Genomic DNA, 18546 nt, shown 5'->3' on the forward strand with positions numbered 1-18546 from the left:
AAGGGCGATTTTTTTGTCTGCGAATTTGCGCTTTTATGTGAAACGTTCTGTATGTTCATTACGTTGTATAAGTAAAGAATTTCATAGAAGGGAGAGGACACCACACTTATGTATAAGGAAATTAATCAACAGTTGGCAGTACTCAAGGAAAAGGGGAGAATTTACGAGAAATGGACCAAACGTCTGGAGAAGATTCAAACGGAGGAAGCTGAATGGGAAGCAAAGGTAAAGCGTCGTCTGGAGCACCTCCAGAAGGAGCAGAAGGACGTTGATCGACTGAACAGTATGACTTTGTCAGCATTTTTCTATCAACTGATTGGTAAGAAGACAGAGCGTCTGGAAAAGGAAGAGCTGGAACTGATGGAGAGCAAGGCTGCATACGATACCGCTTGTCGCATGTTACAAGACGTACAGGAGCAACGAATTCATGTGGAGCAGGAGTTGGAGGGCGGGCGGCAGTATCAGTACTGGCAGAGCGACTACAACGCGCTGTGGGGGAAAAAGGAAGGTCGTCTGCTGGACCAGGATGCGGAATTGCAACAGATGGCTGAGAATCGGGAACATCTGGCGAGCGAGATACAGGAACTGGATGAAGCTTTTCGGGAGGGAGAATATCTGCTCTATGCCCTTGAACGTGCCGAGAAGGCTTTGTCTTCGGCAGGTAATTGGGGGGTATATGACATGATGGGTGGTGGAGTGATCTCCACACATATCAAGCGAGGACGAATGGATGACGCTCAGGTCGCTATTATGGATGCAGGTAAGCGTCTACGACGTTTTCAGAAGGAACTGGAGGATGTAGAGATGGCAGTACATGCGGATCTGCATCTGGGAGGTCTGCTTTCATTTGCAGACTATTTCTTCGATAACCTCTTCGTAGACTGGATGGTTCAGGACAAAATTCGCAAAGCCGAACGTCAGGTGAAGGATGGACTGAGCGCGGTTCGGAAAACCATGCATGTGTTAAGAAATGAAATGCGTGACCATAAGGCAGAGTTAGAGATATTGGATCGTAAGTATCATGCATATGTCGAACAGGCAAATTAAAAGATATGACAACAAAGGCCACTTCCAAGCGCACCGAATTGCTGTGCTTGGAAGTGGCCTTCTGCTTAGACGAACATGTGAATGTTATCCATGATAATTTCGTCGATCAATGATTCTTTTTACTTGGTTGTAATGTAGGCTGCGAGCAATCGTGCCGTATTCAGGACAGCATCCTTATGTGTACGCTCCATGGAATGAGATGCATGAACTCCCGGACCAATCAGTGCTGCTCGGATATTGTTTCCTCCGCGTAATGCTGCACTGCCATCGGAGCCATAGTGGGGATAAATGTCGACGACATAATCCAACCCATTTTGTTTGGCCAGTTCAATGAGACGACTCGTCATATCGTAGTCATACGGGCCAGAAGAATCCTTGGCACATATGGATACATCCGTTTCTTTACAGCTAAGGTCATCACCCATGGCTCCCATGTCTACAGCGATCATTTCACTGATTTCCGAAGGAATATATGATGCTCCATGTCCGACTTCTTCGTAGTTAGAGATGAGTAGAGAAACATTATGTACTGGTTTCCAGCTTTCACGATGTGCAGACTGAAGGATGCCGAACAATGCAGCTACGCTGGCTTTGTCGTCCAGATGACGTGATTTGATATAACCACTCGGCGTGATGACTGCGCGAGCATCAAAGGAGATAAAGTCACCGACAGCGATCCCGAGTTTCAACACATCTTCCTTGGAGGAGACGACTTCATCGATTCGAACTTCCATGTGGCTCTCCGTCCGTTCAAAGGTACGTGCATCTGGATAAACATGTACAGACGGATGAAGGGAGAGAATGGTTCCTGTGTATGTCTTTCCGTCCCGAGTATGGATGCTGCAGTACTCATTCTCGATACTTTGCATGGAAAATCCACCGACAGATGTCAGTTTCAATGTGCCGTAAGATGTAATGGAGCGTACCATGGCCCCTAGCGTATCCACATGGGCACTCAAAGCAATCGTCTTGGACGAATTCTGTCCTGGCAACGTAAGTACTGCACCGCCCTTGTTATTCAGCTCACAAGAGATGCCCAGTGATTCAGCTTCTTTGCGAATCATCTCGATAATATGATGTGTGTAACCACTTGGGCTTGGTGTATCCAGCAATTTTTTCAAAAAAGACAAAACGTAAGATTCATCAATGGTAAAACTCATTGTGTAATTTCCTCCTCGGATCGTGGGTATGGTGTGAAACAAAATACAGCCTGTCTGGGGGAGAGAATGTGATACTACCATTCCTGACTCGCCAGCAGGCTGTCTCTGATTGGTTACAGTGTCCCCGTAGGGTTTCCTTTGCGCTGACTCTGGATCGAATCATTCTCCAATAGGCTGTCGGATTCATTTGAGTCAGGTAAATCCATCGATTTGAAAGAATCCATCGTAGATTTGCTTGTCGCGGAACTTTCCAATTCAGATACACGCAATTTCAATTGTTTATTCTCACGTTGCAGTCGGTATTGGCGATAGATGCCATATGACCCTACAATAATTCCACCGATCAGGGTGCAGCCGAGAATCAGCAAAATCAGTGGGATTTGAAGGGTGTTAAACAACAGGTTCACTTGTACGGAATCCACATTAATAACCGCAAAAATTCCTGTGAGCAGTGCAAAAACAAGACCTGCTATGAGTGCCCATTGCATTTTCATGGTGTTGCCTCCTTGTTGAACAATTGAGAACTAGTATGCATTACCCTTATTCGGATATGTTGCATCTTGCATTGATTATAAAATCCCCTGCCCAAACGGGCAAGGGATGCAGGTCATATGAAAGGATAACCTTATTTGGTTAGTTGCTCCATCTGTTCAATCAATTCCTTGAATACACTCATGGCTTCACGAATTGGCTGAGGTGTAGACATATCCACACCTGCTTTTTTCAGAATGTTGATGGAGTAATCACTGCCACCGCTCTTCAGGAAACCGAGATAACGGTCAACAGCTGGTTGCCCCTCTTCCAGGATTTGCTTGGAGAAGCTGGTCGCTGCGGAGAAGCCGGTAGCATATTTGTATACGTAGAAGCTGTTATAGAAGTGGGGAATACGAGCCCATTCCATCTCAATATCTTTGTCAACAACCATGTCTTTCCCGTGATATTTCACATTCAGATCATAATAGATCTCGGATAACAATTGTGGTGTTAATGCGTCACCTTGTTCCGCGCGCTCATGAATGATTTTCTCGAATTCAGCAAACATGGTCTGGCGGAATACCGTTGTACGGAATTGGTCGGCATAATACGTGAGCAGATACAATTTTTCCTTTGGATCTGTTGATTTATTAAGCAAATAATCCATCAGCAATGCTTCGTTGGTTGTGGATGCAACCTCAGCCAGGAAGATGGTGTACTGAGCATCACGGTACGGAAGTGATGTATCCGAGTAATGTGAATGCAGAGCGTGACCCATTTCATGTGCGAGTGTGAACATGCTGTTCAGGTTATCTTTGTGATTCAACAAGACATACGGGTGAGTGCCGTAAGCGCCCCAGGCATATGCGCCTGAACGTTTATTTTCATTCTCATATATATCAATCCAGCGGTTATCATATCCGGTCTGCAATGCATCTGCATAGTCCTTGCCGAGTGGTTTCAGACCGTCTTTGACCGTTTGTTTCGCTTCCTCATAGGTAATATCCATTTTGTACTCGTCTACGAGTGGAGCGAACAGATCGTACATGTGCAATTGATCCACACCCAGCAACTTTTTGCGCAGGTCCATATAACGATGCAATAACGGAAGGCTCTCGTGAATGGTGTCTACCAGATTGGTATACACATCCGTTGGGATGTTATCTCCATATAAGGACATTTCCATCACGGAAGGGTACTTTCGCACATTGGCATAGAACATATTTTTGGTTACATTTGCATTCAAGGCAGCTGCAATGGTGTTCTTCTGTTTGGCATAGGTTTCGTATACCGCTTTGAAGGCACGTTCACGAACTTCACGATTGGGATTCTCAAGGAACTGAATGTAGCTGCCATGTGTCAGCTCGACTTCGTTACCCTGTTCATCCTTGATTCTTGGGAACTTGAGATCGGCGTTATTCAGCATGCTGAAGATGGTCTGTGGTGCTTGTGAAAGGTTGCCTACCTGTGCAAGCAAAGCCTCTTCTGCTTGGCTAAGCACGTGGGCTTTTTCCCGTTTCATCTCTTCCAGTGTAAATGTATACGCGGAGAGTTTTTCGTTTGCAATAAATGCGTCCAACTGATCATCTGGCAGGGAGAGAATCTCCGGTGTGACAAAAGAAAGTGCTTCACCAACCCGTACGCCTAATTTCTGGGCTTTTTGGGACAGGTTTTGATATGTAGGATTAGCTGTGTCTTCATCTTGATGCATGCGTGCGTACACAAAGAGGCGTTCTATTTTGAGGCTGATCTCATCTTCGAATTCGAAGCAAGATTTGAGTACATCGGGTTGATTCAGTTTGCCTTGGAATTCGGAGGCCTTCTTGGTCAAAGACGATACTTCTTCATATTCCTGATCCCAGGCTTTCTGATCGGCAAATAAATCTTCCAGTTTCCAGCTATGCTCAGCCGGCACCTCGGAACGTTTCAATAATTGACTCATGGAAATCCTCCTTTGATGATCTGATGATTGTATGGACGAAGCTGCCTTCGTCGCACTCGCCTGTGCGGAGAGAGACGAAGGAATCAGACTAAGTACCAGAATAACAGATAGCGATTTTTGGTATTTCAACGGCCTTCCTCCTTACGATACGAATAATCTCGTATAGTATGACCTTGGGCACGTTGAAATATTTGAATATCTGGGTCCCCGTTATTAGGTTCCCATGTTATACAGAAAATAAACGATCAAGAAAAAGGCGAAACAAATGAGCAGTGTGGCAATAAGCGCCATTCCCCGTCTCAGTCGATCCGGGATGGAATTGCGTCCCAGAATAAGCACTATACCAAGGGAGAAGGCAAGGATAATAAAAATGACGACATTGCTTGAATCAAGCTGCATGGGTTAGACCCCTTTGAAGGCAGCCATCAATTGACGCCATTCATCCTCACGGTTCTCAAAATCTGCTTTTGGGAAACGGCGTTCAGCCCAGTGCATTAATGCAGGACGGCTAAGGAAAGTATGGCATTCTTCGCCCCATTCTTCCGAAATTTCTCGCAGTACGAGATATTTGCCCTGAACTTCTACGGTCATCATATTCCACTTGTCTGTTTTGTATATTTCATGTTTTTTTATCATAGGTAGTCTCCAAACTAACGGTTTTGGTAAAATGATACCGTACCCTACGATTCAAAGCAAATTTTTTCGGCATTTATGGAAAGATAAATTGCAAAATGGAAGCCCATACAGTATAATAAGGGTATTCGCCATAGATGGCGATATTTTTAGGAGGTTTTTCATTTGAAAGGTACAGTTAAATGGTTTAACGCAGAAAAAGGCTATGGCTTTATTTCAGTTGAAGGCGGCGAGGACGTATTCGTACATTTCTCCGCAATTCAAGGAGACGGCTTCAAAACATTGGAAGAAGGTCAAGCGGTAGAATTCGAAATCACTGATGGAAACCGTGGTCCTCAAGCAGCTAACGTAAACAAACTGTAAGAATTTTTCCGGTTAACGGACTTCTTATATATGATAAATTTATAGCTGAATATTAGAACCTAAGCACAGTCCCCCATGGGAGGCTGTGCTTTTTTTGATTCTAATTTTTCGGTGAAAATAACGATTGAATATGGTGTAGGTTCGCTGTTGTTTAAGACACACGATTGGTCATGCTGGACCATAACTTCAATCCGAAACCGATCAGCGCAGCCAGAGAGAAAGCCATAGCGGTGAGATAGAAGGTTTGTCTGCCTGCATGTTCCAGCAACAGTCCGCCCAACGTTCCACTAAGAAGTCCCGAAGCACTGGACCAGACAATGGTGAACAAAGCCATACCCGTAGCTCTGTAGCCGTCCGGAACTAGGCGAATGATGTAGCGGACCGCCGTAACGTAGAAAATACCAAAGGTAACACTGTGCATCGTCTGAATCGCAACGACAGCTGCAGGTGTATCGGATATGGACATGAGAAGTAAACGAACCGTATACATCAGTGCAGCAAAAGCGATTAGTGGAAGTTCTTTATAACGGTTTCCATACTTGCTGAGCAGTAGAAATATGGGGATTTCACTTACGGAAGAGATCAGCAAAGACCAACCGATCAGCCCCTCACTGGCACCCAGTTCTTTCAGCGTGATGGTAAGAAAAGCTTCGTTCATCCGATGTCCCATGGCAAGCAAAAATACACAGCCAAAAAAGGTGAGCACATCTCTGCGTTTCAAAATAGCCCATAACCCCGATAGGTCCATTTTGCTACTACTTCCTGAAGGTTGATCCTTCAATTGGAAACTGATCAATAGTGTAGTGGCAGCAAGACCAACGCAGACCCAAATCGTCCATGCTGGACCAAAAGATCCAAGGAAATACCCGATACTTAATGCAAAGAAGGCATAACCGATCGATCCAAAGACCCGAATGGAAGTGAAATTTCGGCCGTACTTGCTGGCCGTTGTAATAGCCATCGTATCGGAGAGTGGATAGACCGGATAATAGAAGAAGTAAAACAGGGTCACGAGAACAAATACCTGACCGAACGTTGTTGCATTGGCGAGCATGATCCCTGTGATCAATTGACCACCAAGCAGAATGATCATCACTTTGCGTACCGTTTGGTAGCGGTCGCTGGCCATACTCCAGAACATATTGGAGAACACAGAAATGAGAGGGCCAATTCCGTAGAGATATCCAATCTCAGCCCGACTGAAGCCCAGATGACTGAAGTAAAGCTGGAAGTAGGATACTACCAGAACGGTGGAACCAAAGATGGTAAACATGAGAGCCCGCAGCCAGTTCTGGTCCGGGCGGGCGTTGTGACTAAATTTCATGATGAGAGACTCCAATCTTGATAACAATTCAATGAGTTTATTACCCTTTCAGGGATGTTGATTTACGGGCTTTAGGCACAGACATCGTAGGTTCTTTCTGCGTGCGCCGGATGACAAGCCAGACAATAACAAGTTCGGCGAGCAGGCCAAGGGATTGGGCAACAGCTCCAATCATGCCGTTCCACGCAGGGAAAATGCTAACAAGTACAAGCAGCACAATAACCGTGCAGATTGCATTCGCCGTTTGGGAACGAAACATCGTTTTTGTCTGGCCGCGAAGCAGAATGAGGCCATTGCTGAAATCCAGAAAAGGGAAGATCAGCGGGAATAAGATGAACGCACGCAGTGTCCACAGACTTTGTTCCAACAGTTCGCCCTGAACGCTCATGACATTTTCGAGTACCCATGGTCCCAAGGGGGTATAGGCAATCGACACCATCATCGCAAACGGAATAAATCCGGTGACAAGTGCGAATTTTCGTACCAATTTGGCGTCCACGAGGTAGAAATTCAGCACGATCTGATGGATGTATGTAAAGAAGCTTAGCATCAACTGCATCAGACTGCTTGCTATGGCAAAGGACGAAATGGCTAGTGCGATCCCGGTCGTTTTGCCAAGTACGATGTTAATGACCGGTCCTATGAACAGCGCTACAAAGCTGGATAACAGCAGTGGCTTATAAAAGCGAAATACGTCTCCCTTGCTCTCGACGGGGTGATCCTCAAGCTTGGCTGGCATCTTGCGCTTGATGCTGTCTCCCTCCAGAAAGCTGACGAGCGCTTCAATCATCATGCCAGCAGCAAAAATGATAGCGCCTACACGTCCACTGTCAATGCTGTCTGTATATATGAAATAGAGGGATAGGCCGTACATGCCAGCTAAACGGAATACCATCCCGATGGTTAACCATTTGGTGCGGTTATTCGTAATGATGATCCCTTGATAGATGTTGCGAATAACTGAAAAGATACTCACATACATGAGAATTTCATATACGTCGATGACTTTGTTCAGCAGATCCGGAGTTACGCCAAACAAGTATTTGAACACCCCGGTACCAACGGGAGAGTATACGATGAGAAACCCTATGAGAAGCACACAGGCAAGAAATATTTTGGTCACAAACGTGAGGGCCTGAAAGGATAGGCGATCGCGAACCAGTGCGGAACAGGTTTGCCGCAGCAGGGTGGAGGGGCGTTCCGTGAGGGTTAACAAGCTACCGGCGATGGCATAGCTGGCAATAACCGTCTCGGGATGAGCGGAACGTGCTAATGTGCTGTTTATGATGACGTGAGAAATGGTGACGAGAGAGGCGGAAATGCCAAGTGGCACAAAAAAAGAAAATAACCGTCTCCACGAAAGTGATTCACTTGACGACATGTCAACGACTCCTTTGATGGATGAAATATGCCTAGTATATCACAAAGCTTTGGGCGCGGATGCGATTTTTTATGCGGAATATGCGGTAGATTATTTGTACAATTAAGGGGATCATATTATAATAAGAATGGTTAAAAATCGCTCTATTACGTATTCAACCAAGTGGAGGCACATTTATTTTGAGCCAATCAAATCGAAAACGTCATCAATATCCGCGTGGACCGCTGGCATTGATGAGAGGGGTGTACAAATACACCATTCCGGAAACACGGAAGGCACTGAATGGATGGCGCGCTCAAGCTGAAGCGATTCCGAATGAGGAATTGCGTACGCAAGCACTTGCCAGTCTGAGGGATAAGCAGTTTCACTGTGAAGGTGGAACCGTCTACGCATTAGCTGATTTGCCCAACAGACACATTCTGATTCCGCTGATCGTTTCATATCAAACTATTAGTGATTATTTGGACAATCTGTGCGACCGCAGCACGTCGATGGACCCGGATGACTTTCGTCTTCTCCATCAATCTATGCTTGATGCGGTAGATCCCGAAGCAATTCCCGTCAATTATTATGCCCTCCGTGAGGAGCAGGATGACGGCGGATATCTGCGGAATCTGGTGACCACATGTCAGGAACTGACCCGTCAGTTACCAGGCTATGTGTCCGCCAAGCCCAAAATTCAGGATCTGGCAGGCCTATACACGGACCTGCAGGTATATAAGCATATCAAGCCGGAACTGAGAGAGACGGCACTGCTCGAATGGTGGTCGGAGCATCGTCATCGCACACCTCAGTTTCGTTGGAACGAATTTGCTGCTGCAACTGGCTCTACACTGGGCGTTTTCATGCTGTTTCTGGCTGCGAGTGACGATCAGTTGACTGAAGAGCAAGCGGCCTCGATCCACACGGCCTATTTCCCACATGTATGCGCATTGCACATTATGCTCGATTATTTAATTGATCAGGATGAGGACCGCATCGGGGGAGATCTCAACTTCTGCAACTATTATGAGAATGTAGAGACCATGCTGGACAGAATTGCTTTTATTGTGGAGATGGCGCGCAGCGATGTGCAGAAGATCCCGGGAAGTTCCTTTCACCGGATGATCATCGAAGGACTGATTGCCATTTACCTGTCTGATCCCAAAGTCAGCGAACAGCAGGAAGTTCGCGTCGTATCCAAACGTCTGATGAAGAATAGTCCGATGACGAGAATATTTTTCTTCATTTTCAGTCGCTGGATACGGAAAAATATGTAAGTCAGGTGTAATATTGCGGAGCCTGAAGTGAAACTAGAGGAGGAAGAAACATCATGACAGCAGTAAAGAAAATCGCAGTGTTAACGAGCGGTGGTGATTCACAGGGGATGAACGCGGCTGTTCGCTCGGTTGTTCGCAGCGGACTGTTTCACGGTCTGGAAGTATATGGAGTTCAACGTGGATACCAAGGTCTTTTGAATAATGACATTTTCCCAATGGATTTGCGGAGTGTAGGGGATATCATCCAACGTGGGGGAACGGTTCTTCAATCGGCACGTTGCAAGGAGTTCTATACCGCTGAAGGTCAGCAAAAAGGTGCGGACATTCTGCGTGCGCGTGGCATTGACGGTCTGGTTGTTATCGGTGGGGATGGTTCGTACAACGGAGCAAACAAACTGAGCAAACTGGGCATTAACACCATGGGTCTGCCAGGAACAATTGATAACGATATTTCATTCACCGACTATACGATCGGATTTGATACAGCTGTAAGCATCGTGGTTGACGCAGTAAACAAATTGCGTGATACGATGTCTTCACACGAACGTTCTTCCATCGTTGAGGTTATGGGTCGTCACTGTGGGGATATTGCTCTGCATGCCGGACTTGCTTCGGGTGCTGAGACGATTCTTGTGCCGGAAGTTCCGTTTGACATGGACGAAGTGGCAGATCGGATGAAAGCTAACTTTGCACATGGTAAACGTCACAGTATTATCATCGTTGCAGAAGGCGTGGGCAAGGGTGAGGATGTAGCGAAAGAACTGATGGAGCGTTGCCCGACGTATGAGCCGCGTGTAACCGTTCTGGGTCACATTCAGCGTGGGGGTACGCCAACACCTTTCGACCGTAATCTGGCGAGCCGTCTGGGCGACTTCGCTGTTCGCAGTCTGATCGCAGGCGAGACAGACAAAGGTTGTGGCATTATCAAGGGTGAACTCACCCTGACGGATATTGATAAAGTGGTTAACACAAAAAAAGATTTCGACATGGAAACTTACGAGCTTGCACAACGTTTGTCCCAATAATTCGATTTATAAGCGAAGAGCACAATCCCGCATAAGTGAGGATTGTGCTCTTTTTGTTGTTTTCAGGAGTGAGTATATCAACACTACGCCTTGCGGAGTGCGGCTTGTTTTTGTACCAGGAAGAGTCTCCAGAGAAGCGCTGTTGCTCCTACAGCAAGGCCGGCGATGAGTCCAATCCAGTATCCGAAGGCACCAAGAGAAGTATACGTAGCAGTTAGATAACCTACAGGCAAGCCAATAATCCAATACGCTATGAACGTAATGATTAGTGCCGGATTAACGTCTTTGTAACCACGCAATGCTCCTTGGGTCGGTGTAGCAATTGCATCCGAGATCTGAAAGAAAATGGCGTAGATGAGGAAATGCTGCGTAAGTGCAATGACCTCTCGATCGTTTGAATACACGCCTGCAATCTGTTCGCCGAACACAATCAACACGATGGCTGTCAGCAGTGAGAGGCCGATGGCTCCACCAATTCCGAGCAGACTATATTGTCTGGCATCTTTCAGACGTCCTGCACCTGCCTCATAGCCCACAAGGATTGTCAGAGCCATACATATGCTCACAGGCAGCATGTAGAGCGTAGAAGCGAAGTTCAGTGCCGCTTGATGGGCAGCGATCGTTGTGGTGTCAAAACGACTCATCATTAAAGTCACAGCAGCGAAGATGGACGTTTCGAAAAAAGTCGCGAATCCGATGGGCACTCCAATCTTCAGTAACTCTTTCCATTTGCACAATGATACACGGGTCCATTGACGGAAAATGCCGTATTGGGCGAAAGGTTCGACCCGATGGACAAAAAAGAGACTAATAAGAAAGATCAGCCAGTATGTGCATGCTGTAGCAACACCAGCACCAACACCGCCCAACTGTGGAAAGCCCCAGCGGCCGAATATCAGCAAATAATTTAGAAAGATGTTAAAGGGCAGGGAAACCAACGTAATGAACATCGTAGTCCGTGTCTGGCCAAGTGCATCCATGAAGCTGCGCAGCACCGTATATCCGAAGAGCGGGATAATGCCAAAAGCAAGTGCACACAAAAAATAGAAGGCAACTTGGGCAACTCGGGGTTCCAGAGGCATTCCGTTCAGTATAGGGCCAAGTAACAACGTCCCGGCTCCGATAACGACAAGACTGACAGCAATTCCAAGATACAGCGCCTGTATGACGTTATACCCGATCTGATCATTACGTTTGGAACCTAACAGATGGGAAACGACAGGTGTAATACCGATCAGAATCCCGCTTAGTCCAGTTTGAACTGGCATCCACAGACTTGTGCCAATCGCGACGCCTGCAAGGTCGGCAGGAGAAAACTTGCCTGACATATTCGTGTCGAAGAACGACATGGCAGAGAGGGCGATTTGAGTGGTGAAGATGGGCAAAAATATAATCAGGAATTGCTTCACTTTTTGTGAAAAACTTATTGTGTTCATGTTCACTGGCAGTGCCTCGCTATTCTAAAAAGATGTCATCCAAGTGTCATATATGGACAGCTATTTATTGTAGTGGATTTTGTTCAATTTGAATAGGGACAGAAAGCAGAGGAGGGGACAAAGAAAAATGAACACCAAAAAACCTCGCTCCGCTTCAAACAGGACGAGGTTGGATGAAATGAGAAGTATGAAAGAGTGCGGATTACTTATATTGTACACCTGATGTATAACGGTTTGATGCATTCCAGAGCAGATATTCATGTACATCCATGTCTTTCATTGCTCTAATCTGGTCTTCCACTTGTTTCTTGCCATACTTGATATAATGCCCGCTGCCCAGCCAGCTTGCTGTGAAGTCCTGAATCCACGGACGAATGACGGGTTTGAGTTCTTTGGTAGGATCCAGTTTCTTATGCGTATCTTCCATTGAACCCTTGATGGTTGTGTAAGGATCTTTGTCAGGGTCCTTGACCCCATACCAGCCAGTTGAATAGTGACTAGGGTATACCATCGGTGAGATCACGTCCACATTTTCGGATATTTTAACAAAATCCTGTCCAATGCCTTCAGCTGCAGGTACAGAAGCGGCATAACCGAAAATATCAACAGAGACACGAACACCTAGCGGGGCTAACTCCTTACGTGCATATTGCACGAATTCAGCCACGACATCGACGCGTGACTTGTCAGATTTGGTATATTTCAGTACATCAGCTCGAGTTTCGAAACCTTCCGGGAAACGAACGTAGTCAAATTGAATCTCTTTGAATCCAAGCTTGGCTGCTTCCTTGGCAATCTTAATGTTATAGTCCCATACTTCCTTGCTGTACGGATTCACGAAGCTGTCGCCTTTGCCATTTGCCCATATAGATCCATCCTTGTTTCGGAAGGAGAGCTCCGGATTTTTCTTGGCAAGAATCGTATCTTTGAATACAACGACACGTGCAATCGGGTAGACCTCATGTTTTTGCAATCGTTTCATCAAAGCATCGATATCCCGAATAAAAGGTTGGGATTTGCCCATTTTCTGAAGTGCTTTGTTTTCTGTGGGATAAGTTATGTATCCGAGATCGTCTTTGATATCAATGACCATGGCATTCAGTTCTGTACTGTCTGTCAGTTCCAGCAATTCTTTCATTCGTGCGCCGCCAGCACTGTAGGCCGTTACATAAATACCTTTGACCACAGGTGCATCAGGTTGAGGATCAATTTTGGCAGGGGGGTTATCGGCATCAATAACAACCTGATCTTTTTGAGATTGGATGATTGCGGTGTTAAAACTGTTGGTTAACGATTGGAATTGAGAGTTTCCCTGGTCCGCCACTGCGGGGGCACCACCAAAGCTTCCAAAGGCCATAGCCAGTAAAGCCCAAAACATGTTCATTCATTTCAACTCCCTTATGTGCATTCCATGTATGAATTATACATTAAAGCCTCTGGGCTTTTAACCATATTAATCAAGTAATGAAACACATGGAAAAATGAAAACCGCTTCCTGCTGAGGAAATCCCCTGCGAGAAGCGGCGTGATCAATCTAAAAAAATTATTGAATGTAAATCTCATTTTGATGCTCACAAATACTGTACTGAATGATTTCCATTGCGTCTCCCTGTTCCAGGATGCCCAGCCCATCCCGGAGGACAATCAGTGAGTCGAGTTCATTCGGTTTCAAGAAAGGGAGCATTTCCGGGCACCATCTGTTGACAATTTCAAACAGTTTTACCGTTTCCATATCCACAATAATCACCCTTTCCTACTCGAATTCCAAAATGGTAAGTCATTCGGTGCAATTCGGGAAAGCATATGGCCTGTGAAATTGAAGGGTTGAACCTGCTATACAACATATTTAGGAGCCGTACACCGTTATTATACCACAATGTTGTGAATTGTTAACCGTACAGGTGTCTTAACTTCTGCGAAATGAACCCATAACACCAACCGTTTCCACAATGTTAACAAAAGCGTTTGGATCTGTATCCTTGATAATACGTTTAATTTCAACCAACTCGTAGCGGGTGGTAACGGTCATGAGCATGTCTTTTTCAATATCCGTGTATGCTCCCTGAGTCTTAATTTTGGTTACTCCACGAGGCCGAACAAGTAATTTTTTTAACATGGCTTCGGTTTCGTTTGTAATAATGTACAGTGTTACTTTGACGTGACTGATATGGATCAGATCAAGCACTTTGCCTGTGATGTAAATGGATACCATGGAGGCCAAGGCAGTGTTCCAGTTGTCACTCAGGTATCCTGCAAGCATAATAATCGAACCGTTCATGCCGGCCATCACTGTACCGATCGGAAAGTCGCGTTTACGCGTGAAAATGGACCCAACAATGTCGAGTCCTCCTGTGGAGCCGCCGACTCGGAAGGAAACGCCAGTGCCCATTCCAATAAGCACACCCCCAAATACAGAACTAAGTAAAGGGTCCGTAGCCACAGCAAAAACAGGCAGAAGCGCAATGAACCAGGAAGTGGCTGCTACCGAGAGAATACTTAATGTAATGAAGCGTCGTCCAAGAATAAACCAACCTGCAATGAGCAGGGGAATGTTAAGAACAAAATACATTATACTAAGATTCAACGTTGTAAAATAACCCAGAAGCATTGAAATACCGGACACCCCGCCGCTTAAAAGCTGATGGGGAACCAAGAACCAGTTAAAGCCACAGGCAATAGCTGCAGCACCCAAAATGATCACTAAAGAGTGCCAAATTATTTTGGGCAATTTAATCACCTCATTTATATTTAAAACCAGATTGCTGGTAATCTTGAATTGTTTTGTGATATAATAATTTGTGGATATTCTTGAGTAGGAAACTTTTCCTAAATGGAGCAATAAAATTTTGAAATGTTTCAAACACGTGTATGTAGTTTTAGTCTTATGTTGGGGACCCATTCATGGAATTATATTCGTTCATGAAAATAATTCGTCCCGTTGGGATACCCTATAAATATTAACGCTACTTAAGAATACAGACAACAAAGTGGATTGTCCACCATGTCCACCATATAAAAGGAGCATGAATAATTTTGACAAATTTAAACTTTACAGATTTCAATCTTGAACCACTGGTGCTGCAAGCCATCACTGAGCTCGGGTTTGAAGAAGCAACACCGATCCAATCCAAAGCGATTCCTTTGGCACTCGAGGGCAGAGATTTGATTGGTCAAGCTCAAACAGGTACGGGTAAAACAGCTGCATTCGGTATTCCGTTGATCAGTAAAATCACGAAAAGTGACGATAAAATCCGCGCCCTTATTATGGCGCCTACACGTGAACTTGCCATTCAAGTTGCTGAAGAGATCGAAAAACTCACTCGCTTCAAAGGTCTGCGCTCCCTGCCAATCTACGGCGGACAAGATATCGTGCGCCAAATCCGTGCACTGAAAAGAAAACCACAGATCATCATTGGTACACCTGGACGTCTCCTTGACCACATCAACCGCAAAACAATCAAACTAGATGATGTACAAACTGTTGTACTGGATGAAGCAGATGAAATGCTCGATATGGGTTTCATGGAGGATATCCAATCCATCCTGAAACAAGTTCCAGACGAGCGCCAAACGATGCTGTTCTCAGCAACAATGCCTCCTAACATTCAAAAATTGGCACAACAATTCTTGAACAATCCTGAACACATTTCTGTGATTCCGAAACATGTTAGTGCACCATTGATTGACCAATCCTATATCGAAGTACCTGAACGTCAAAAATTCGAAGCATTGAGCCGTTTGTTGGATATGGAATCTCCTGAACTGGCGATCGTATTCGGACGTACAAAACGTCGTGTTGACGAATTGGCTGAAGCTTTGCAAAAACGTGGATATTCTGCAGACGGTCTTCATGGTGACTTGTCCCAGAATCAACGTGATGCGGTAATGCGTAAGTTCCGTGACGGCAGCATTGACGTACTCGTTGCAACAGACGTGGCTGCACGTGGTCTCGACGTATCTGGCGTAACTCATGTTGTTAACTTTGACCTTCCGCAAGATCCGGAGAGCTATGTTCACCGTATCGGTCGTACAGGTCGTGCGGGCAAAGAGGGTGCTGCTTGGTCCTTCGTTACACCGCGTGAGATTGATCACTTGCACTTCATCGAGCGTGTAACACGTCACCGTATTCCGCGTAAACCACTGCCAACAATGGCAGAAGCGGTTGAAGGTAAACAACGTTTGACAGCAGAGCGCTTGCTGGAAATCGTACAATCAGGCGAATTGAACGAATACAAAGGTATTGCGATTCAAATGCTTGAGCAATATGATTCTGTTCAACTGTTGTCGGCTGCACTGAAGCTCCTGACAGGTGACAAGAAAGATGCTCAAGTTGATCTGACTCCTGAAGATCCAATCCGTGCAAAACGTCGTAAACCGGATGTTCGCTCTGGCGGACGTAAACCATCGGGTTACAGCGGTAACCGCACGAGTGGTAGCGGCGGCAGTGGTGGTGGTTATAACCGCGATCGCAACAGCAGTGGTGGCGGACGTGGCGGTTACAACCGTGATCGTAACAGCGGCGGCAGCACTGGCGGTGGAAGCAGAGAAGGTGGTTACAACCGTGACCGCAAACCGCGTCCAAGCAGCAACGAAGGACGTCGTCCAGCGAAAGATTCTTCTTTCGAGTAATATAAACGTATAATTTGAAAAATGGAGCGGGCAACTGCTCCATTTTTTTTATTTCAAAATTACTGCATCATTTTTTTCACTGCCAGAAGCGTTAGTTAAGGAGAATGACGATCTCTTTTCGGGAAGTGCTGGCTTTTCCTATCTATAATAAGGTATATTAATATTAGACTTCAGGTAATACGCAAGGCTGCAGAGGAGGAGAAATGTTTGGAATTTAAAGGAGCTATGGGTGGGATCTACCGGCTTACAGAGTGGATTACGAGACTGGCCGCAACCAATCTGTTGTGGGCTATTTGTTCGTCTCCGTTCTTGTTTTTCTTGATTATGAAACTGCTCGTGATGCAGCAGAACCTCGCAAATGAATCATTGCAAATGAACTGGGCTATAGCGATTGTGGCACCGCTTACACTGTTCCCGGCGACTTCGGCGCTGTTTACGGTTGTTCGTAAATGGAATATGGGCGATACGGATGTACCGATCTTCCGTACTTTCTTTGTAGGTTATAAGGAAAACTACAAACAAAGTTTAATTGGGGGCATTTTTTACACACTGCTATTCGCGATTATGTATCTGGATTATACAGTGTACATGACGCAGTTCCGCAACATGCAGCTCGTGGGAATCATCATGTTAGTACTGCTTCTCTTGTTATTTGTATCACTCTTTAACTTTTTCTCGATGGTAGTACACTATCATATGTCCATCGGACTCATTATCAAAAACGCGGTATTGCTTACGCTGATCAGACCATTCCGTGTATTTTCCACATTGCTGGGAAGCGGATTGCTGTTCTACATCGGTTTCCGTTATCCGGTCTTGTTCGTTTTCTTCATTATCAGCATCATTGCTTGGTTCGCGTTCTTTAACTTCTACGCAACCTTCAACAAGATGCAGGAGCAGATGGAGAAGATGCAACTCAAGAAGGAAGAAGAGGAAGCTGCTGCGTTGGCTGAACAATCAGCAGAAAATGGTGAAACATCTGAGCCATCAGACGACAAAAACATTACATTGCAAAAATAAAACTGATGGATCGCCATTTACTTTTTACACAGTTAGGGATATAATAATTGTACATCCTGCGATGTACGTTTCGGTTATTCGTTGTTTTGAACCAATGATGATGTCTTCGGGAGATCAACACAGAATGTTGCTGAAAAGCCCTGTCTATACGACATGGGGACTTCAAAAAGCATTTTTGCGGTCACCCACCTGCCAAGCAGGTTCATAAGACAATGTAGCCGGACGGCATAGGCGGGTTCCTAATTTTTCATGTACAGCACCCTGACTTTTCCTCTTCAGAAGGAATTTCAGGGTGTTTTTAAGTTGTGATGAATGTTTTGACGATAAATATGATGCTTGCCCTTTTGTTACTACTTGAACAATGTTACACTAAGATACATAAATGGAACGGTTACATTCAAAGGAGGAAGGGTCTTGACCTTAAAGAGAACGCTCGTCGGTATCATCCGCAGCATGGAGGGGACCAGCGATCGAGCCAAGGATCCCAAATTAAAAACACGGTATTATAACTTATCCAAAGATAGAGCCTGGGAAGAGGTCTCTTCGACACTCAAAAAGATTCCGGGTTATAAAGTGCTGCATGAAGTGCCTTCTGTTGGAGAAGTTATTCTGGAGAAGCGGACTACCTTTGGACGGACGATGGATATTACAGTTTCCATTATCTCGGTAAGTCCTGTTCGCAGTGCAGTGGATATGTATTCAGCTTCACGTGGTTCACTTGGAGATTTGGGTTCCAATTATCGCACGATTATGAACTTATTCTCTGTACTGGATAAAAAGCTAAGCAAGTATAAAGCAAATGATTGAAATAGATGATTAATAACAAAAGCGAGTGAAGGTTAACCTTCCTCGC

At 45.4% G+C, this 18546-nt stretch carries 18 protein-coding genes and 1 other RNA gene; 8 read left to right on the plus strand and 11 right to left on the minus strand.

The genetic code is table 11. The features are described 5' to 3' along the window. The first annotated feature begins 108 nt into the window (after nucleotides 1-108). Nucleotides 109-1047 carry a hypothetical protein gene (locus ABTV53_RS09440; protein WP_433752532.1) on the plus strand — a complete coding sequence of 313 codons (939 nt, stop codon included), beginning with the start codon at nucleotides 109-111 and terminating at the stop codon, nucleotides 1045-1047. Between the two features lie 119 nt (nucleotides 1048-1166). Here the strand turns inward: ABTV53_RS09440 and ABTV53_RS09445 are convergent, their stop codons facing one another. The 5 genes from ABTV53_RS09445 to ABTV53_RS09465 form a co-directional block, all read right to left on the minus strand. Then, nucleotides 1167-2207 carry a M42 family metallopeptidase gene (locus ABTV53_RS09445; protein WP_433752533.1) on the minus strand — a complete coding sequence of 347 codons (1041 nt, stop codon included), beginning with the start codon at nucleotides 2205-2207 and terminating at the stop codon, nucleotides 1167-1169. Between the two features lie 113 nt (nucleotides 2208-2320). Further along, nucleotides 2321-2701, minus strand: coding sequence for a LapA family protein (locus tag ABTV53_RS09450; RefSeq protein WP_433752535.1), 381 nt, complete (start codon nucleotides 2699-2701; stop codon nucleotides 2321-2323). A gap of 131 nt (nucleotides 2702-2832) precedes the next feature. Next, nucleotides 2833-4623: an oligoendopeptidase F gene (gene pepF / locus ABTV53_RS09455; RefSeq protein ID WP_433754132.1), complete on the minus strand. Its 1791-nt coding sequence runs from the start codon at nucleotides 4621-4623 to the stop codon at nucleotides 2833-2835. Nucleotides 4624-4836: 213 nt separating this feature from the next. Continuing rightward, on the minus strand, nucleotides 4837-5022 hold the full coding sequence (locus ABTV53_RS09460; RefSeq protein ID WP_047842378.1) for a hypothetical protein: 186 nt from the start codon (nucleotides 5020-5022) through the stop codon (nucleotides 4837-4839). Between the two features lie 3 nt (nucleotides 5023-5025). Beyond that, nucleotides 5026-5259 carry a hypothetical protein gene (locus ABTV53_RS09465; protein ID WP_017689395.1) on the minus strand — a complete coding sequence of 78 codons (234 nt, stop codon included), beginning with the start codon at nucleotides 5257-5259 and terminating at the stop codon, nucleotides 5026-5028. Between the two features lie 162 nt (nucleotides 5260-5421). Between ABTV53_RS09465 and ABTV53_RS09470 the strand changes: the two genes are divergently transcribed. Further along, nucleotides 5422-5619 (plus strand): cold shock domain-containing protein, encoded by a 198-nt coding sequence (locus ABTV53_RS09470; RefSeq protein ID WP_017689394.1) that lies wholly within the window; start codon nucleotides 5422-5424, stop codon nucleotides 5617-5619. A gap of 151 nt (nucleotides 5620-5770) precedes the next feature. On the opposite strand, the gene ABTV53_RS09475 is transcribed toward ABTV53_RS09470, so the two are convergent. Continuing rightward, complete coding sequence (locus ABTV53_RS09475) at nucleotides 5771-6943, minus strand: MFS transporter (RefSeq protein ID WP_433752536.1); 1173 nt, start codon at nucleotides 6941-6943, stop codon at nucleotides 5771-5773. Nucleotides 6944-6983: 40 nt separating this feature from the next. Then, the gene (locus ABTV53_RS09480) at nucleotides 6984-8324 is read right to left on the minus strand and encodes a multi antimicrobial extrusion protein MatE (protein ID WP_433752537.1); all 1341 of its coding nucleotides are present in this window, start codon (nucleotides 8322-8324) and stop codon (nucleotides 6984-6986) included. A gap of 179 nt (nucleotides 8325-8503) precedes the next feature. On the opposite strand from ABTV53_RS09480, the gene ABTV53_RS09485 reads away from it, so the two are divergent. Both ABTV53_RS09485 and pfkA read left to right on the plus strand, forming a co-directional pair. Next, nucleotides 8504-9583, plus strand: a complete 1080-nt coding sequence (locus ABTV53_RS09485) for a tetraprenyl-beta-curcumene synthase family protein (protein WP_433752539.1) — start codon at nucleotides 8504-8506, stop codon at nucleotides 9581-9583. Between the two features lie 53 nt (nucleotides 9584-9636). Next, nucleotides 9637-10608 carry a 6-phosphofructokinase gene (pfkA, locus tag ABTV53_RS09490; protein ID WP_433752541.1) on the plus strand — a complete coding sequence of 324 codons (972 nt, stop codon included), beginning with the start codon at nucleotides 9637-9639 and terminating at the stop codon, nucleotides 10606-10608. A gap of 83 nt (nucleotides 10609-10691) precedes the next feature. Here pfkA and ABTV53_RS09495 read toward each other — a convergent pair whose 3' ends face one another. The 4 genes from ABTV53_RS09495 to ABTV53_RS09510 form a co-directional block, all read right to left on the minus strand. Beyond that, complete coding sequence (locus ABTV53_RS09495) at nucleotides 10692-12044, minus strand: MATE family efflux transporter (RefSeq protein WP_433754134.1); 1353 nt, start codon at nucleotides 12042-12044, stop codon at nucleotides 10692-10694. 202 nt (nucleotides 12045-12246) lie between these two features. Further along, nucleotides 12247-13428, minus strand: a complete 1182-nt coding sequence (locus tag ABTV53_RS09500; protein WP_433752543.1) for a putative glycoside hydrolase — start codon at nucleotides 13426-13428, stop codon at nucleotides 12247-12249. Between the two features lie 159 nt (nucleotides 13429-13587). Then, nucleotides 13588-13776: a hypothetical protein gene (locus tag ABTV53_RS09505; protein ID WP_029880762.1), complete on the minus strand. Its 189-nt coding sequence runs from the start codon at nucleotides 13774-13776 to the stop codon at nucleotides 13588-13590. A gap of 174 nt (nucleotides 13777-13950) precedes the next feature. Continuing rightward, entirely contained in the window at nucleotides 13951-14772 is an 822-nt protein-coding gene (locus ABTV53_RS09510) for a YitT family protein (protein WP_091017520.1), read from the minus strand. 305 nt (nucleotides 14773-15077) lie between these two features. Here ABTV53_RS09510 and ABTV53_RS09515 point away from each other — a divergent pair, with 305 nt between their 5' ends. The 4 genes from ABTV53_RS09515 to ABTV53_RS09530 all read left to right on the plus strand — a co-directional run bounded on the left by ABTV53_RS09515 (nucleotide 15078) and on the right by ABTV53_RS09530 (nucleotide 18500). Next, nucleotides 15078-16673, plus strand: a complete 1596-nt coding sequence (locus ABTV53_RS09515) for a DEAD/DEAH box helicase (protein WP_433752545.1) — start codon at nucleotides 15078-15080, stop codon at nucleotides 16671-16673. A 207-nt stretch (nucleotides 16674-16880) separates the two neighbouring features. After that, complete coding sequence (locus ABTV53_RS09520; RefSeq protein WP_017689383.1) at nucleotides 16881-17693, plus strand: YesL family protein; 813 nt, start codon at nucleotides 16881-16883, stop codon at nucleotides 17691-17693. A gap of 50 nt (nucleotides 17694-17743) precedes the next feature. Next, nucleotides 17744-17935: non-coding RNA, 6S RNA (gene ssrS, locus ABTV53_RS09525), on the plus strand. Nucleotides 17936-18107: 172 nt separating this feature from the next. Then, nucleotides 18108-18500, plus strand: a complete 393-nt coding sequence (locus ABTV53_RS09530) for a DUF1499 domain-containing protein (protein WP_017689382.1) — start codon at nucleotides 18108-18110, stop codon at nucleotides 18498-18500. Nucleotides 18501-18546: the final 46 nt, after the last annotated feature.

It is taken from the genome of Paenibacillus amylolyticus, from assembly GCF_050990605.1.
Lineage (GTDB): Bacteria > Bacillota > Bacilli > Paenibacillales > Paenibacillaceae > Paenibacillus > Paenibacillus amylolyticus_H.

Excerpts from the sequence above, each read along its gene's own strand:
- ABTV53_RS09440 (WP_433752532.1), top strand. The coding sequence starts at position 109 with ATGTATAAGGAAATTAATCAACAGTTGGCAGTACTCAAGGAAAAGGGG.
- pfkA (WP_433752541.1), top strand. The coding sequence starts at position 9,637 with ATGACAGCAGTAAAGAAAATCGCAGTGTTAACGAGCGGTGGTGATTCA.
- ABTV53_RS09465 (WP_017689395.1), bottom strand. The coding sequence starts at position 5,259 with ATGATAAAAAAACATGAAATATACAAAACAGACAAGTGGAATATGATG.
- ABTV53_RS09480 (WP_433752537.1), bottom strand. The coding sequence starts at position 8,324 with ATGTCGTCAAGTGAATCACTTTCGTGGAGACGGTTATTTTCTTTTTTT.
- pepF (WP_433754132.1), bottom strand. The coding sequence starts at position 4,623 with ATGAGTCAATTATTGAAACGTTCCGAGGTGCCGGCTGAGCATAGCTGG.
- ABTV53_RS09475 (WP_433752536.1), bottom strand. The coding sequence starts at position 6,943 with ATGAAATTTAGTCACAACGCCCGCCCGGACCAGAACTGGCTGCGGGCT.
- ABTV53_RS09505 (WP_029880762.1), bottom strand. The coding sequence starts at position 13,776 with ATGGAAACGGTAAAACTGTTTGAAATTGTCAACAGATGGTGCCCGGAA.
- ABTV53_RS09450 (WP_433752535.1), bottom strand. The coding sequence starts at position 2,701 with ATGAAAATGCAATGGGCACTCATAGCAGGTCTTGTTTTTGCACTGCTC.
- ABTV53_RS09460 (WP_047842378.1), bottom strand. The coding sequence starts at position 5,022 with ATGCAGCTTGATTCAAGCAATGTCGTCATTTTTATTATCCTTGCCTTC.
- ABTV53_RS09500 (WP_433752543.1), bottom strand. The coding sequence starts at position 13,428 with ATGAACATGTTTTGGGCTTTACTGGCTATGGCCTTTGGAAGCTTTGGT.
- ABTV53_RS09495 (WP_433754134.1), bottom strand. The coding sequence starts at position 12,044 with ATGAACACAATAAGTTTTTCACAAAAAGTGAAGCAATTCCTGATTATA.
- ABTV53_RS09445 (WP_433752533.1), bottom strand. The coding sequence starts at position 2,207 with ATGAGTTTTACCATTGATGAATCTTACGTTTTGTCTTTTTTGAAAAAA.